Annotated in this window: 16 protein-coding genes; 13 read left to right on the forward strand and 3 right to left on the reverse strand. The window is 46.1% G+C overall.

The window, feature by feature from the left end; translation table 11 throughout:
- Positions 1 to 219 precede the first annotated feature (219 nt).
- Both HY807_10800 and HY807_10805 read right to left on the reverse strand, forming a co-directional pair.
- On the reverse strand, positions 220 to 1,107 hold the full coding sequence (locus tag HY807_10800) for a UDP-3-O-acyl-N-acetylglucosamine deacetylase (protein ID MBI4826888.1): 888 nt from the start codon (positions 1,105 to 1,107) through the stop codon (positions 220 to 222).
- 113 nt (positions 1,108 to 1,220) lie between these two features.
- Complete coding sequence (locus HY807_10805) at positions 1,221 to 2,609, reverse strand: TldD/PmbA family protein (GenBank protein ID MBI4826889.1); 1,389 nt, start codon at positions 2,607 to 2,609, stop codon at positions 1,221 to 1,223.
- A 111-nt stretch (positions 2,610 to 2,720) separates the two neighbouring features.
- Between HY807_10805 and mtnP the strand changes: the two genes are divergently transcribed.
- The 13 genes from mtnP to gspN are packed head-to-tail and all read left to right on the forward strand — an operon-like array spanning position 2,721 to position 14,498.
- Positions 2,721 to 3,509 carry an S-methyl-5'-thioadenosine phosphorylase gene (gene mtnP / locus HY807_10810; GenBank protein MBI4826890.1) on the forward strand — a complete coding sequence of 263 codons (789 nt, stop codon included), beginning with the start codon at positions 2,721 to 2,723 and terminating at the stop codon, positions 3,507 to 3,509.
- Positions 3,510 to 3,567: 58 nt separating this feature from the next.
- Positions 3,568 to 4,482, forward strand: a complete 915-nt coding sequence (locus HY807_10815) for a hypothetical protein (protein ID MBI4826891.1) — start codon at positions 3,568 to 3,570, stop codon at positions 4,480 to 4,482.
- A 54-nt stretch (positions 4,483 to 4,536) separates the two neighbouring features.
- Entirely contained in the window at positions 4,537 to 6,534 is a 1,998-nt protein-coding gene (locus HY807_10820; GenBank protein ID MBI4826892.1) for a hypothetical protein, read from the forward strand.
- Positions 6,522 to 8,063 carry a type II secretion system ATPase GspE gene (gspE, locus tag HY807_10825; protein ID MBI4826893.1) on the forward strand — a complete coding sequence of 514 codons (1,542 nt, stop codon included), beginning with the start codon at positions 6,522 to 6,524 and terminating at the stop codon, positions 8,061 to 8,063. Before HY807_10820 ends, gspE begins: the two co-directional genes overlap by 13 nt.
- A gap of 48 nt (positions 8,064 to 8,111) precedes the next feature.
- The gene (locus HY807_10830; GenBank protein MBI4826894.1) at positions 8,112 to 9,287 is read left to right on the forward strand and encodes a type II secretion system F family protein; all 1,176 of its coding nucleotides are present in this window, start codon (positions 8,112 to 8,114) and stop codon (positions 9,285 to 9,287) included.
- 57 nt (positions 9,288 to 9,344) lie between these two features.
- Complete coding sequence (gene gspG, locus HY807_10835; GenBank protein MBI4826895.1) at positions 9,345 to 9,779, forward strand: type II secretion system major pseudopilin GspG; 435 nt, start codon at positions 9,345 to 9,347, stop codon at positions 9,777 to 9,779.
- Between the two features lie 26 nt (positions 9,780 to 9,805).
- Positions 9,806 to 10,267, forward strand: a complete 462-nt coding sequence (locus HY807_10840; protein MBI4826896.1) for a type II secretion system protein — start codon at positions 9,806 to 9,808, stop codon at positions 10,265 to 10,267.
- The gene (locus HY807_10845; protein ID MBI4826897.1) at positions 10,248 to 10,607 is read left to right on the forward strand and encodes a prepilin-type N-terminal cleavage/methylation domain-containing protein; all 360 of its coding nucleotides are present in this window, start codon (positions 10,248 to 10,250) and stop codon (positions 10,605 to 10,607) included. Before HY807_10840 ends, HY807_10845 begins: the two co-directional genes overlap by 20 nt.
- Positions 10,604 to 11,230 (forward strand): prepilin-type N-terminal cleavage/methylation domain-containing protein, encoded by a 627-nt coding sequence (locus tag HY807_10850; protein MBI4826898.1) that lies wholly within the window; start codon positions 10,604 to 10,606, stop codon positions 11,228 to 11,230. Before HY807_10845 ends, HY807_10850 begins: the two co-directional genes overlap by 4 nt.
- Positions 11,227 to 12,117 (forward strand): type II secretion system minor pseudopilin GspK, encoded by an 891-nt coding sequence (gspK, locus tag HY807_10855; GenBank protein MBI4826899.1) that lies wholly within the window; start codon positions 11,227 to 11,229, stop codon positions 12,115 to 12,117. The genes HY807_10850 and gspK overlap by 4 nt, the downstream gene beginning before the upstream one ends.
- 1 nt (position 12,118) lies before the next feature.
- Positions 12,119 to 13,180 carry a hypothetical protein gene (locus tag HY807_10860; GenBank protein ID MBI4826900.1) on the forward strand — a complete coding sequence of 354 codons (1,062 nt, stop codon included), beginning with the start codon at positions 12,119 to 12,121 and terminating at the stop codon, positions 13,178 to 13,180.
- A complete protein-coding gene (locus HY807_10865) occupies positions 13,177 to 13,695 on the forward strand; it encodes a hypothetical protein (GenBank protein MBI4826901.1) in 519 nt (172 codons plus the stop codon). Before HY807_10860 ends, HY807_10865 begins: the two co-directional genes overlap by 4 nt.
- 17 nt (positions 13,696 to 13,712) lie before the next feature.
- Positions 13,713 to 14,498 carry a type II secretion system protein GspN gene (gene gspN, locus HY807_10870; GenBank protein MBI4826902.1) on the forward strand — a complete coding sequence of 262 codons (786 nt, stop codon included), beginning with the start codon at positions 13,713 to 13,715 and terminating at the stop codon, positions 14,496 to 14,498.
- 9 nt (positions 14,499 to 14,507) lie between these two features.
- Here gspN and HY807_10875 read toward each other — a convergent pair whose 3' ends face one another.
- Complete coding sequence (locus tag HY807_10875) at positions 14,508 to 15,059, reverse strand: flavodoxin family protein (protein MBI4826903.1); 552 nt, start codon at positions 15,057 to 15,059, stop codon at positions 14,508 to 14,510.
- Positions 15,060 to 15,191 lie beyond the last annotated feature (132 nt).

Genomic DNA, 15,191 nt, shown 5'->3' on the forward strand with positions numbered 1-15,191 from the left:
TTGTCTGCCCATTTAATGGGTGAATCAAAAAAAGGGAGGAACTAACATGGCCGTAAAGAAGAAAGCCGCAGCAAAGAAGAAAGTTGCAAAGAAGAAAACCGCAAAGAAGAAAGTTGCAAAGAAGAAAACCGCAAAGAAGAAATAACAAGTAATTAAAATAAATAAAAAAGGCTGTCTCAGACCGAGACAGCCTTTTTTATTTATACAGACAACTAATAGTTAAGCTATTGACTCAAGCACGGAAAGCTTTACAGGGGATTCAGACACTATCTCCCATGAATCACGGCTCAGGAGTATCTTTTGAAGGAGCTTGACATTCATAGTATGTCCGGATTTATTCGCAATGATATGGCCATAAATAGGAACTCCCAGCAAAGACATATCACCGATAAGGTCAAGTATCTTATGCCTGACAAACTCATCTTTGAATCTCAGCATTTCCTTGTTAATGATCTCGTTCTGTCCGAGAACAATGGCATTCTCTAAAGAACCGCCTCTTGCCAGCCCTCTCGCCCTCAGCTTCTCAACATCACTGAGGAATCCAAATGTCCTTGCAGGCGCAAGCTCATCAATAAAGCTGTTCCTGTAGACATCAATGCCCATCTTCTGCTCCCCGAATGCAGGATGCGTATAATAGAGGCGATAAGTTATCTTTGTGCCTTCATATGGAGTTACAGCTATCTGGCTCGGCCCTTCCATAATAGCGATGGGCTTGTATATCCTTATACAGGTTATAGTCTTTGCCTGCTGCGCCACCCCGGCCTCAAGTATCAGCGATACAAAAGTGATAGCGCTTCCGTCCATCACGGGAACTTCCGGCCCGTCAAGGTCAACATAAACATTATCGACATTAAGGCCTGAAAAAGCTGCGAGGAGGTGCTCGACTGTGCCTACCTTCACGCCATTTGAAGAAAGCGTTGTGGCAAATGTTGTATCAGAGACCGAGCTTACGCAAGCCTTGATCTCAGTATTACCCTTGTCAGTCCTGACAAAGATAACACCTGTATCTCTGGGCGCAGGCCTGAGCCTTAACCTGATATCTCTACCGGTATGAAGCCCTTTACCCTGAAGGTGTATTTCTTTTTTTATGGTATTTTGTAATCGCACAACTCATTTACTAATGCAATTACCATACCAGTAATAATTCCTTTAAAAAACAAAGACATGAAATCTTATGTTGTATCATTAATACATCTATAGTGTATATATTAAACACAATCTCATACTTCCCCGCCGACAACCATCTCCGGTATCCTTATAGTAGGCATCGCATCTGAAACCGGAACTCCCTGGCCATCCTTGCCGCAGGTGCCTATTGCGAAATCCAGATCGCTGCCGACCATATCGATCGATTTGATTATCGAAGGGCCGTTGCCTATAAGGGTGCCACCCCTGACAGGTTCACCGACGATGCCGTTCTCTATCAGATAGCCTTCTGATACCTCAAAAACAAATTCTCCGGTAACTGTATTAACCTGCCCTCCTCCCATCTTTTTCACGAACAACCCCTTTTGGACTGAACTCACAATACCGGCAGGGTCATCATCCCCTGATGCGATAAATGTATTGGTCATTCTCGGGATAGGCCTGGACTTGTATGATTCCCTCCTGCCGTTGCCGGTTGACCTTACTCCGTCCTTCATTGAAGTGAGCCTGTCATACATATAACCTTTGAGTATTCCTTTATCAACCAGAACGGTCCTTTGTGAATGTGCCCCCTCATCGTCAAACCTGAATGAACCTCTTCTGCCCGGAAGAGATGAATCGTCAATTATCGTCACCAGCGGAGATGCTATAACCTCTCCGATCTTATTCGCATAGACTGAAAGCCCCTGCTGTACAAGGTCAGCCTCAAGGCCGTGGCCGACCGCTTCATGTATCATCGTCCCTCCTGCCGCCGCAGAAATGACAACAGCCATCCTGCCGCCCGGAGTTCTTCTGGCGCTGAGCATTCTAACAGCTTTTTCCGCTGTCTCTGCCGCAATAGCCTCCAGTGAGACCTCTTCAAAAAGCTCAAACCCTTTTAACCCGCCGACAGGCTCGTATCCGGTCTGCAGAATATCTCCGTCAGAAGCAATTACCTGGACAAGCGCAAGCGTATGAATCCGTTCATCTGACGCAAGCGCCCCTTCAGAAGATGCGATATCAACCCTCTGAACAGAGTCCCTGTAGATCACTTTCACCTGAATGACCTTACTGCTGACGCTTCTTGCGGCACGGTTAGCATCCTGAAGCAGGCGGATCTTCCTGTCCATGCTGACAGTATCAGGCCGGAGCTTCATTTTAAAATCAACTGAAGGGCTGACCCTGGTCAGGTCGATCTCACTTGCTTTGGTTTTGCCGGCCCTTACGGCGCTCCTGACAGCCCTGCTCAGTTCAAACAGAGAGGCCTCGGAGAAATCATTAGTGTAAGCATAGGCGGATCTGCCGCCAAAGATCACCCTTAACCCTATTCCGGAATCAACACCTGACACGATCCTGTCCACCTTGTTATCTTCAAGCTGAATAGTAAGAGGATTGGCCTGCTCGACAAATATATCAGCGTAATCACCTCCTGTGGAAAGTGAATCGCTCAGTATTCTCTTTAAAAGATCTTCCGGTATCTTCATCATTTGTCAGCGCCTCAGGATTTTTGTAAACTATTTCAGTAAAGTTCAATCAAGAGTATTATTATACATAATATTTTCTGACAAAAAGATAATCCCGGGGAGGAGAGATAAATGACAAAGATCGGAGTGATAGGCGGAAGCGGGCTTTATGAGATACAGGGTTTGGCTGTGAAAAACAAAAAGGGCATCAGCACGCCGTTCGGTAAACCCTCAGACAAATATGTAACAGGCGAGATAGGCGGCAAAGAAGTAGTATTTCTACCGAGACACGGCAGCCGTCACACGATCCCTCCTCATATGATCAACTACCGCGCTAATATATGGGGATTCAAAAAACTCGGCGTGAGCAGAATAATATCCGTAAGCGCTGTCGGGGGGATAAAAAAGGGCCTTAAGCCTGGAGATATCGTTATCCTCAGCCAGACGATTGATATGACAAAGAACAGAAGATCAACTTTTTACGATGGGAATACAGGAGTTGTTCATATAGACTTTACAGATCCCTACTGCCCTGAACTCGGCAAGGTTTTACACAGGGCCGGAAAAAACTTAAAGATAACGTTGAAGAACGGCGGGACCTATGTGGCGGTTGAAGGGCCGAGGCTTGAAACTGCGGAAGAGATAAAAGGCTTCCGTATCCTCGGCGGAGATGTTGTAGGAATGACAGGAATGCCTGAGGCCTCACTTGCGAGAGAAGTGGAGATATGCTACTCAGGCCTGTCTGTTGTCGCAAACTATGCCGCAGGCATCAGCAAGAGAAGGTTGACCGTATCAGAAGTCATGGGAGCTATGGGCAATGCAAATGAAAAGATAAAACTCCTTCTGAAAGAAACATTCAGGCTCATTACGGATGAAAGAAGCTGCCGGTGCAAGGACGCGCTGAAAGAAGCCAGGATATAAGATTATATATATACTGCTTCTTATTGACATGAGAGTGCTGATTGTTTAATCTAATTCAATGCTTCAATTCTCTCTAAAAAAACTGCGGGTCATTAATTATTTTCTGTTTGCACTTATACTGATAGCAGCTCTTTTTACCGCCCGTGCCGTTATAAGTTTCTTTGCATACAAAGACAGCGGCATATCTTCTGCGCCTTTAAATATAAACTCCGGGGATAGTGCTGCAAAACCTGCTGATATAACGCAGTATTCCTCAATTGTAATTAAAAACGCTTTCGGCCCTCCCATGATATTTCACACGATAACGCCTCCTGAAACTGCCAAGACTGAAACATATGTGCAGGAGATCCCGGCTTCCGACCTGACCCTTACAGGCACGGCGGTCGGGCCAAAAAAAATGAGTTATGCGGTCTTCGAAGGCAATGCCATCACATCTCCGGGCAGACAGGAGGTCTTTGCTTATGGGGATACGATATATAATTACGGCACTCTTGATGAGATATCGGCCGATTCAGTAACCATAAGACAAGGCGCTAACACGCATATTTTGAAAATGATAGAGTCTTTCAGCAATGTCATTAATTACCCGGCCGAAAACACTCAGTCCGATAAAAATACCGGCTCTGCAGATCCCTTTGTGAAAAAAGTCGGCAAAAGGCAATTTCAATTAGACAAGAAACAGGTTGAGGACTCAATAAACAATCCGGAAAAGATACTGACAGATGCAAGGCTCCTGCCGAACTTCGTTAACGGAAAACAGGAAGGTTACAAGATCAGCGAGGTGAAGCCCGGCGGGCTCTACGAAAGCATAGGCCTGAAGAACGGAGATGTCCTTATAAGGGTCAACAGCCTTGAGATCTCAAGCCCTGAGGTCGCCATTCAGACGATGTCTGCTTTAAGAGGCACTAACAACGTCAACCTTGATATAATAAGAAACAATGAGAAGATGTCCCTGAACTATCAGATAAAATAGATATGGCCATCAAACGATATAACCACAATCAATCATGCAGCCAGGAGAAGCTTAATGAAAAAGAGAAATAATTCATTCCTCATCTCAGCATTCTTTACTGTTCTACTCATATTATTTTCATACACTTCTTTTGCGGATGACCCGGAAGTGGTAAAGGCGCCCGGGCGGTACGGCTCAAAGATAGCCTTCAATTTTGTTGATGTCGATATCCCGACCATCATCAAATTCATCAGCAAGATAACCGGCGACAACTTTATTTTTGACGAAACCATCAGAGGCAAGATAACCATAATCGCGCCGACAGAGCTGACCATAGAGGAGTCCTTCACGCTTTTCACATCTGTACTGAACATGAAGGGCTTCACGATAATACCGGCAGGCACAAAAACATACACGATCGTCCCGTCCATACAGGCAACGCAGTCCGGCGAGATATCTTCAGGCGATCATATGCCGGTCGATGAGAGGTATATTACCAGGATACTGGCCATCGAAAATATTAATGCTGAAGAAGCGCTGAAATTCCTTCGGCCCATCGTCTCAAAGAACGGGCACCTTGCGGTCTTCGGCCCTCGCAACCTGCTGATGATCGTTGATTCAGCCCTGAATATCGAAAAGGTGGTCAAAGTGCTTGAAAGAATTGACCAGCCACCGACATTTGACGAGCCGTCAAGGATAAATATCTATTTTGTCGAACATGCGGATGCCACAGAACTTGCAAAAGTGCTTGAAGGGATAATCAGGAGCACGCGTGCCGCAAGCCAGACAACACCGGATCCCAAGGCCCAGACAGATAACGTATCAAGAATAAGCATAACACCCGACAAGGCAACCAACTCGCTTGTCATTGTCGCCGCTCCTTCAGAGTACAAAAACATAAGCGAGATCATAAAGGCCCTGGACAAGAAGAGGAAGCAGGTCTTTGTAGAAGCGATGATCATAGAGGCATCCATAGACAAAGTCAAAGCTGTAGGCTCAAAGTGGAGAGCGGCTGTCACGCATGACGACGAACCCAGACTTATCGGTGGAGTCGGAAATGTAAGCCTGACTACCGTTGATGCCATAATCAACGGGCTGTCAGGATTCACGGTAGGAGGAATGGGTAATTTTTTTAATATAACTGATCCAGTGTCAGGCGAGATGATTTCCGTACCCGGTTATGCAGCTCTCTTCAGCCTCAGCGACTTCAAGGACGCTATCAATATTCTCTCAACGCCGCAGATACTGACAGCAGACAATGAAGAGGCTGAGATCATCGTCGGTGAAAACGTCCCGTTCATCTCAAAAAGAGAAGGGAATGCCGATACCGTCGCAAGCACATACAGCACCAACATCGAAAGGCAGGACGTAGGTATCAGGCTGAAGATAACCCCCCAGATAACAGAGGGGGACTTTGTCAAACTCAATGTCTATCAGGAGATATCATCTGTAAAAGACGCTTCTGAGAATATACTTACAACCGTAGGCCCGACCACGACAAAACGCTCGACAAAGACAACGATTATTGTTAAGGATGAAAATACGGTTGTCATCAGCGGGCTGATGCAGGAAAAAGAAGAAGAGAGCATTTCAAAGCTCCCTTTATTCGGAGACATCCCGTTGTTAGGCTGGCTCTTTAAACATAAAGGCGTGACCAAGACCAAGACAAATCTTTTATTATTCCTGACCCCGCACGTTATCAAGGAAGCGTCACAGCTTTCAGACCTCACCAGCATAAAACACAAGGCATTCTCCATGGAGGAAAAACAATATATCAAGGACGAACTTCTTGTCAGGTTTCAGGATGATGTCTCAAAAGAGGCGGCTGAAGAGATCATATCAAAGCAGGGAGCCTCTGTTATAAACATTATGAAAGGCCTGAACATTTATCATATAAAACTCCGGCCCGGACAGACTGTAGAAGAAGCCATTAATGAATTTTCGTCATATCCTGAGGTTGTCTACGCTGAGCCAAATTACAAGGTTAATATCCGGAACGATGCTGCAGCCCCGTCTTTTCCGCAATCGTCCTTTGATGAAAAAGAAAAGACCCTCAAAACATTCGGGCAGTAGGAGATGACAGGTTGGAATTAATAGACAAGATAGAAGATGAAGAGATAGAGTTCTCGCTGCTTCAGGACCTTCCGCTGCATTTCGTAAAAGGCAATCTCGTCCTGCCTCTTAAACGCCAGGACGGAGAACTTCTGGCTGCAGTATCAGACAACCGCGGCCTGTCCGCTCTCAGAGACCTTTCAAGAAACCTCGGCCTGAAACCGCATCCTGTCATGGCGAGCAAAGAGATGATCCTTAACGCGATAAACAGGATATACAGCAGGACAAGCACGGTTGATAAAGTAATGGGAGATATCAAAGGCGAAGACCTGTCAATGATAGCAACCGAATTTGAATCGCCAAAAGACCTTCTTGAGCTGACCGAAGAAGCGCCCATCACCCGCCTTATCAACGCGCTTTTATTAGAGGCTGTTAAAGAGCGCGCAAGTGACATTCATATCGAGCCGTACGAAAAAGGTGTTGAGGTGCGGCTTAGGGTGGATGGCATACTGAGAAGGATACTCTCTCCTCCCAAGATAGTCCAGGAAGCGCTCATATCAAGAGTAAAGATCATCGCCAATCTTGATATCGCGGAGAAGCGGCTTCCTCAGGACGGAAGGATAAAGCTGCTGGTCGGCGGCAAGGATATAGATATAAGGGTCTCAATAATCCCGACGGCGCTTGGTGAGAGGGCTGTTCTCAGGCTGCTTGACAGGCAGGCAGGGGTTATGAGCCTTGAGGCGCTGGGACTGGCCGACTCGTTGCTGAACTCATTTAAAGATGCCCTCGCAAGGCAGAATGGGATAATACTGGTCACCGGCCCCACCGGCTCTGGCAAGACCACGACTCTGTACGGGTCGCTTCTTAAGCTGAATACTGAGGAGAGAAATATCATTACTGTCGAAGACCCGGTTGAATACCAGCTGACCGGCATAGGCCAGATGCATGTTAATCCAAAGATCGGCCTCACATTCGCATCCGGGCTGCGCGCTATCCTCAGGCAGGATCCTGACATCATGATGGTCGGAGAGATAAGAGACCTTGAGACCGCTGAGATAGCTGTCCATGCCTCGCTTACAGGACACCTTGTACTGAGCACGCTTCATACAAACGACGCTCCAAGCGCGCTGACGAGGCTTATCGACATGGGGATAGAGCCGTTTCTTGTAGCATCCTCTCTTGTGTGCGTACTTGCGCAAAGGCTTGTAAGGGTTATATGCCCGCACTGCAAAGAAGCATATGTTCCGACTGCGCAGGAGATCGCTTATCTGAATGTAGAGCCGCCTCCTATCTCCCTTTATCGTGGAAAAGGCTGTGACAAGTGCCTTGGCAAGGGCTACCTCGGCAGGACAGGCATATATGAACTGCTCGAGATCACACCTGAAGTCAGGAAGATGACTGTCGAGAGGAAAGACGCCCAGAGTATCAGGAGCCGCGCCATGAGTTCAGGCTTCAAGGTGCTCAAGGACAATGCTGTGCAGAAGGTCATGCGCGGCATAACCACGATCGAAGAGGTCTTGAGAGTAACACAGAAAGATATCGAGGAGTGACAATCAGCGGGAGGTATCTCTTTTCTCGCCTGATCCATCAATAATAAAATGCCGGTATTCAAATATCGTGGTTATAATAAAGCGGGTTCAGAGATCACCGGGGTCATTGAGGCAGACGGCCAGAGAGATGCCGCATTCAAGATCAAGGCAGGCGGCATACTCCCGAGAGAGATAACTGAATCTTTCATCGCAGGCAAAAAAAGCCTCTTCAGAAGATACACTCCCATAAACCTCCCTTCGATAACACGGAGCCTTTCAATATCACTTTCCGCAGGCGTGCCTCTGATAGACGCCCTCAGGGCGATAGCCACAGAACAAAGGGGCGTCTGGAGCGGAATTCTCATTGATATTAAAGAACAGGTCACTGCAGGTGCGTCGCTCTCCAAGGCGATGCAGGCGTACGGCGATATATTTCCGGAATTTTATACGGGCATGGTCGCAGCCGGAGAGAGCAGCGGTAAACTGCCCGAGGTTCTGCTGAAGCTTTCGGATTTCCTTGAAACGGACGCCAAGATAAAGAGCAAGGTACAGACATCGCTGATATACCCGCTCTTCATGGCAGCGGTAGGCATCATAGTCGTAACATTCCTCTTTATCTTTGTTGTGCCGAAGATAACCAAAATATTTGAGAACACCCAGGCCGCTCTTCCGTTGATCACAAGAATACTGATATTAATAAGCAAAGTCTTTCAGAATTTCTGGTGGCTCTTATTAATGCTTGCAGGCGGGCTTGTATTTTTGTACAAGAAGGCGAAGGAATCCAAAAGAGAGCTTATTGATGCGATGCTCCTGAAAGACCCGACAGGCATATTCATGAGCCTTTACATGATGAGGTTCTCAATGACCATGTCATTCCTCCTTTCAGGCGGCCTGCCTATTCTCAAGGCGATGCGGCTCACATCACGCGCCATCGGAAATATCAGGTTGAAGAACAATATACTGGCTGCAGAAGAATCCATATCCCACGGAGCCAGCCTCTCCAACAGCCTGAAGGATTTTCCGCCGACTATTCTGCAGATAATATCCACGGGTGAACAGACCGGACGGCTCTCTGAGGTATTAAAAAAGATAGCAGATTCATATGAAGCGGAATTTGATCAGAGGCTGCAGCGCGTGATCGCCCTGCTTGAGCCCTGCCTGATACTTTTCATGGGGCTTGTGGTCGGATTTATTGTAATAGCCGTGCTTCTGCCTATCTTCGAGCTTAACCAACTGATAAAATAAATATATATATTTGAAGGAGCATCTGAAATGCAAAACAAAAAAACAGAAGAGCCTGAAATGAAAAATCCGGCAAGGGCCGGCTTCACTCTTATCGAGCTGATGGTCGTTATAGTCATCCTGAGCGTGCTCGCCATGTTCATCGCTCCGCGCCTTATAGGCAGAACCGATGATGCGAAGGTGGTTGAGGCAAAGGTGCAGATAAGGAATTTTGAGACAGCCTTAAAGCTCTTCAAGATAGACAATAATTTTTACCCCACCACTGAACAGGGGCTCCAGGCGCTCATTACACAGCCGGCCATCGGAAGGACTGCTGATAATTACAGGCCCGGAGGATATCTGGAATCAAATAGAATGAAACCGGATCCATGGGGATTTGAATATGTTTATATCTCTCCGGGGCTGCAGAACGACTATGACATCATCTCTTACGGCGCGGACGGCCAGCCCGGCGGCGAGGGTTATGACGCGGACATCATCAACTGGGAGATGTAAGAACAACACTAAGAGTTAAATTCCAAATGAAGAATGAGAACTACGGTTTCACATTACTCGAATTAATCGTCGTAATATTCATAATATCATTGGCCACGGCATTGATAATGCCTTCATTCATTCAGTCTCCCGAGAGCGCGCTTAAGTCCGAGGCAAAACATATAAGCAGCACGATGAGATATGTTTACGACCAGGCTATGGGAAGAAAAGAGGCTTATCTCTTCAGGATAAACCCTGAAGACAGCTCATGGGGCTTTGAAGGCAGTTCAGAGAAAAAGGTGTTCAAGGCAAAAGAGGATGTGAAGTTCAAGGATGTATTAATACCTTCAGCCGGCGAGCTGACGACAAAAGAGGTAACTGTTAAGTTCGGCCCGCTCGGGCCTGAAGAACCAATAGTGCTCCATCTTATAAGCAGCGATACAGAGTATACAGTCATCTTTAACAATCTGAACGGCAAGAGCAAAATAGTTGAAGGCTATATTCTTTAAAAATATAACAGGCTTCACCCTGCTTGAGGTGATGATCGCGCTTGCTATCATCGGAGCGACGCTCACAGTATCTCTTTACACCGTAAATTATCATGCTCAGGTATCTTCTGATAACGCATTAAAGACGCAGATGCTGCTGCAAGCCAAAGAGCAACTGGGGATACTGGAACTCGAAAGACAGGAGTCAACCGGCGTTATAGAGGGAACCGATTTTTCCTATGAAAGCACCATAGGCAGTTCAGGATTTGATGAGATAGTTGAACTAAAGACCGTTATAAAAGGCTATGGCAAAGAGTTCCTGCTCAGAAAGCTTGCGGTAAAGAAAGACGGCCAAAGATGAGAAGATACCGGCAGCCTGATAAGAATGGTTTCACGATCATCGAGCTGCTCGTCAGCCTTGCCATACTGGTTATCGTTCTCGGCGCGGTCTACGCTACATTCTTTTCCATACAGCGCGCGCTCGACAGATTCAACAACATATCCATGAAATATCATGAGGCAAGGACAGCCCTTGATATAATGAGGCGCGAGATAGAGAGTTCGTATTTTGATCCCAGCAATCCCGGTGATGAAGCCAAAACAGGAACGAGGCCGCAATTCTCTTTTAAAGACAAGGACATATTCGGCAAGGATTCGTCAGACCTGAACCTTACATCATTCTCATTAACAGGTATCGCGTTAAATATCTCCTACCGTATTGAAGCGGAAGACGGGAGCCTCAAGCTCATGAAACAGGAGAGCCAGACCTTTCAGCCGTCAAAAGGGTATACGCTCGAAATGATGAACGGGATAGAGAGTTTTACAGTGGAGGCGTCATTCCAAAGAAAATGGGTCAAGGTGTGGGATGCTGAGCAGACCGGTAAATTACCCGACATGCTTAGGATAACCATAGCCTTTGATGACAACGGGAAGATCGTGAGCCTGAGTGAGTATGCAAGGCCGGTGATCGGAATGAAGTTATGAAAAAGAGAAACCCGAACATATTTTTTGAATGTCTAAACCATCGCAATAAGAAAGGCTCGGCCCTCGTGATAGTCCTGCTTCTGGTTGCGCTGATAACAGCCCTGGTCGTGGAATTCGCGTATGAGATATATACCGACACTTCTTCTGTGGCAAACTGGGTAGATTCTCAGAGGGCTTCGCTCATAGCAAAGTCAGGCCAGTCGTTCAGTTCGGAGTTCATGAAAGAGGTCAGAGGTTATGATTATACCCACACAAAGGAGATAGCGCTCCCGGTCCCGATAGATTTCGGCGCTGACAGCTCTCTTGTTCTAAAGGCAGAAGACGAGAATTCAAAATTCAATATAAATAAAATTACTGACCCGCAGTATCTTGATATCTTGAAAAGGATGCTCCAATACCTTAATATAAACACCAACCTCGCTGATTCCATAGCCGACTGGATAGACGCCGACAGCGAGCCAAGGCCGGGAGGTTCTGAAGATAAAGCAAAGAACGCGCCTTTATGGAGCGTAGATGAAGTTAAATATATTAAAGGCATGGATACGGAAACTTTTAATAAATTATCCCCTTTCATCACAGCTTATGGAGATGGTTTAATAAATATAAATACAGCAAGCCTGACGATATTAATGAGCCTTCATCCTGAGATGACAGAGCCTATGGCAAATAATATAATCAGTTACAGGGAGTCCGAACCTTTTAAAAGCAGCAGCCTTCCTCAGAATCTGTCACTTCCGGAAAGTGTCAGATCAGGGCTGGTAGGTAAAATAACTGTAAAGAGCAGCTACTTCAGGATATACTCTATTGCAAGGTCTCATGAGATAACAAGGATAATCGAAAGTGTAATGGATACATCACTGAAAGTGCGTTACTGGAGAGAGGGATAAGTTGAAGATAGGATTTGCTGACTGGACAGGCGAAGAACTGCACTTATATACCTTTCAGAAAAAGGGCAGCAGCCTGATACTTGAGAACACAAGGTCCATCCCTGTTCAAGGTGAGTTAGAGCAGAGCGCTTTAGCATCGCTGAAGACATCCGGCATGAGTTATCTATATCTGAGCCTCCCAGCTTCTTTTCTCTCTCTGCGTGAACTTGAATTCCCGTTTGCTGATGAAAAGAAGATATCAGACACCATCGCTTATGAGCTGGAGGGCCTGCTCTTAGGCGATACTTCAGGCTACTGTATAGACCATATCGTTACATCATCCTCTGATACCGGCAGCAAAGTGCTTGCGGTCTGCATGGAAAAGACAAGGCTTGACGCCATAATCAGGACATTTACAGCCGCAGGCCTTGAGCCGAAGGTGATTACATCATTAGACATGAGGATCAGCGGAAATGATTATGACCGTATCCTTCAGGGGGAGACACAGGATGAAGAGATAAGAGCGAATGCGGCAAAAGAAGAACTTGTCCATCCGTCCATTAACATAAGAAGAGGCGAGCTGTCATTCACAGGCGACATTGAGAGATTTGTAAGGATCTCTAATTTATCCGCTCTGCTGATCCTCCTCTTATTAATAATATCCGGAGTGAACCTTACGCTCAAATATAAACTCCTGTGCAGAGAACACAACATGCTCCTAAGCCAGGTGGAAGGGGCTTTCAGAAGCGCTTTCCCTGAAGACACAAAGGTCGTTGACATCACCAGGCAGTTCACTTCAAATGTCAATATACTGAAGAACAAGAAAGCAATGCTCGCCGGCATAGCGCCGCTCGATATGCTGGGCAGGATCACTGATATCACAAACGACCTTGCCACATTGGACGAGATAAGGGCGGACGGAGACAACATTGTCATCAAGGGCATCGTGCCGGCATTTAAAGATGTTGAGGCGCTGAAGAACTCGCTATCTGCATCATTTAATAATGTGAGCGTGACCGACTCCACATCAACTACAGGCGACAAGATAAGCTTCACTATAGTTATGAAGGAGAAGGCGTCATGAAAAAAGATTATATGAACCTCATCCTTTCCAATAAAAAATCAGTCGTACTTGTTGCAGCCATCATAGCGGCTTTTATTTATCTTATTGTTATTTCAACGCATATAAGCAGTGTTACCAAAAAGAGAGATACGCTCAAAACCCAGCTTGGGGAACTGAACTCATTAGGCTCCGGCATTATGGAGATCAAGCAGATGGTTGAAAGCAAAGAGAGGAAGATAGCTTCAGCAAGCCCCAAAGGCGTAGTCGCAACCCTTGACGAGATACTCACCAGCCTGAGCATGAAAGCTGAGAAACTTAAACCCGCAGATAAAAAAAGAGCCGATGAGTATGTTGAAGAGAACGCTGAACTTGAAATCAAGAATATAGACCTCAATGGAATAGTAAACCTTCTCTACAAGATCGATTCAGCCACTGAACCGATGAAGGTCAAATCAATAGATATGCAGACTACATTTGCAAACAAGGATATCTTCAGCCTGAACCTCACGGTCTCACTCCTTTCCAAGGCGCAATAGGCCGGGCCATAATCCTCATGAGAAGATCTCTCATTTTTTTATATTCATCAGCAGCTATAATTATCTTCACCATTCTCATATGGTACTTCTCAGTTCCCGATAACCTTATAAAAGAAAATATAGAACAAAGAATATCAAGATCAATAGGCGCGAATACCGGTGTTAAGATAACAGGGCTGGAGAAAGGGCTTTTTTTCTCTATCCATCTTGATGATCTCGCCATATATAAAGGAGCCGCCCATATCATAAATGCCTCTGATATTTCGGTGCAGATGAATCCATTGTATTTGTATAAAGGGGATATCGGCCTTGACCTGAACGGCAAAATCGGAGGCGGCCATATAAACGGAATTTTTAAAGAAGCAGACAAAGGCGTTATAAAAGCAGATGGTATAGATCTCAGTTCACTCCAATATCTTAAAGGCCTCGGCATTAATTGCAGCGGTATCCTCTCTTCAGAGACGATATTGGCTAACAACTCCTCAGAAACAAAGTTCACAGTCACAGGACTCAGCATGAAAGGCGGGGCGCTGGATATACTGCCGCTGATAAATTCATTTACGAAAGCACAGGGCTTGATAATAGCGGATAAAAAACAGATCACCGTCACATCCCTTAGCCTTGAAGGTGACAAAGGATATGCCCGAGCAAAAGGCAAGATAGTGAACGGCAATGCAGATATGGTATTTGAGCTTATGCCTGAATTCAACAGGCTTGAAGAGTTTGAGAAGATGCTGATCAAGCAGTATGAGACTTCCCCGGGATATTACGTCTTTCCATACAGAGGGAAACTCTCAATATAAACTGTACCATTAAGATACGAGCTTCCTGCCTGCTTCAAAAGCATCCTTCAATGCAGTGGGGTGGCTCGTTATCGCGCCATTAGCGTCAACTTGAGGATAACAAAGCACATCATGTTCAGGCACATTGATCGTCCTGAAAAAAGCGGTCGCCGTTGCGTCACAGCATTTAAAACCGATCTCCTTCTTCATCCCGCCGACGAGCATCAATAATCCCTTCCTGCCGTTCTCACCTGCAGGTATCGGCCTCTTAAGCAGATACTTCTCGCACCAGAAAGACTGGCACCTGTCTATCAATGCCTTGATCTGGGCCGTAAGGCCGAAGAAAAAAACCGGCGAGGCGATGATAAACCTGTCCCCTCCGCGGATCGCCCTGTAAACCTTCTCCATATCGTCATCAACCGCGCATATCCCTGCCTCATTACATCCTCCGCAGTTAAGGCACGGGGATATCTTCATCCTGCTTGGCCTGAATACCGTAACAGAATGCCCTTCTGCCTCAATGGCGCGAATCGCCTCATTAAGAAGAAGCTCTGAATTGCCTTTAACCCTCGGACTTCCCAAGAAAGCTACAACCTTCATGGATTATATTAATCTATTTCGCTGTAAATCTTCCTATCTCTGTCATTTCGACTGAAGGGAGAAATCTTATTATCCCCTCTATCAAGACCAACAGTAGGTGCTTTAAACAGGGGA

The organism is Nitrospirota bacterium (genome assembly GCA_016207885.1).
Lineage (GTDB): Bacteria > Nitrospirota > Thermodesulfovibrionia > UBA6902 > UBA6902 > JACQZG01.

Bases quoted from the DNA above. Each gene is read 5' to 3' on its own strand.
- HY807_10805 (MBI4826889.1), bottom strand. From the start codon at position 2,609: ATGAAGATACCGGAAGATCTTTTAAAGAGAATACTGAGCGATTCACTT.
- mtnP (MBI4826890.1), top strand. From the start codon at position 2,721: ATGACAAAGATCGGAGTGATAGGCGGAAGCGGGCTTTATGAGATACAG.
- HY807_10815 (MBI4826891.1), top strand. From the start codon at position 3,568: ATGCTTCAATTCTCTCTAAAAAAACTGCGGGTCATTAATTATTTTCTG.
- HY807_10820 (MBI4826892.1), top strand. From the start codon at position 4,537: ATGAAAAAGAGAAATAATTCATTCCTCATCTCAGCATTCTTTACTGTT.
- HY807_10830 (MBI4826894.1), top strand. From the start codon at position 8,112: ATGCCGGTATTCAAATATCGTGGTTATAATAAAGCGGGTTCAGAGATC.
- gspG (MBI4826895.1), top strand. From the start codon at position 9,345: ATGAAAAATCCGGCAAGGGCCGGCTTCACTCTTATCGAGCTGATGGTC.
- HY807_10840 (MBI4826896.1), top strand. From the start codon at position 9,806: ATGAAGAATGAGAACTACGGTTTCACATTACTCGAATTAATCGTCGTA.
- HY807_10850 (MBI4826898.1), top strand. From the start codon at position 10,604: ATGAGAAGATACCGGCAGCCTGATAAGAATGGTTTCACGATCATCGAG.
- gspK (MBI4826899.1), top strand. From the start codon at position 11,227: ATGAAAAAGAGAAACCCGAACATATTTTTTGAATGTCTAAACCATCGC.
- HY807_10865 (MBI4826901.1), top strand. From the start codon at position 13,177: ATGAAAAAAGATTATATGAACCTCATCCTTTCCAATAAAAAATCAGTC.
- gspN (MBI4826902.1), top strand. From the start codon at position 13,713: ATGAGAAGATCTCTCATTTTTTTATATTCATCAGCAGCTATAATTATC.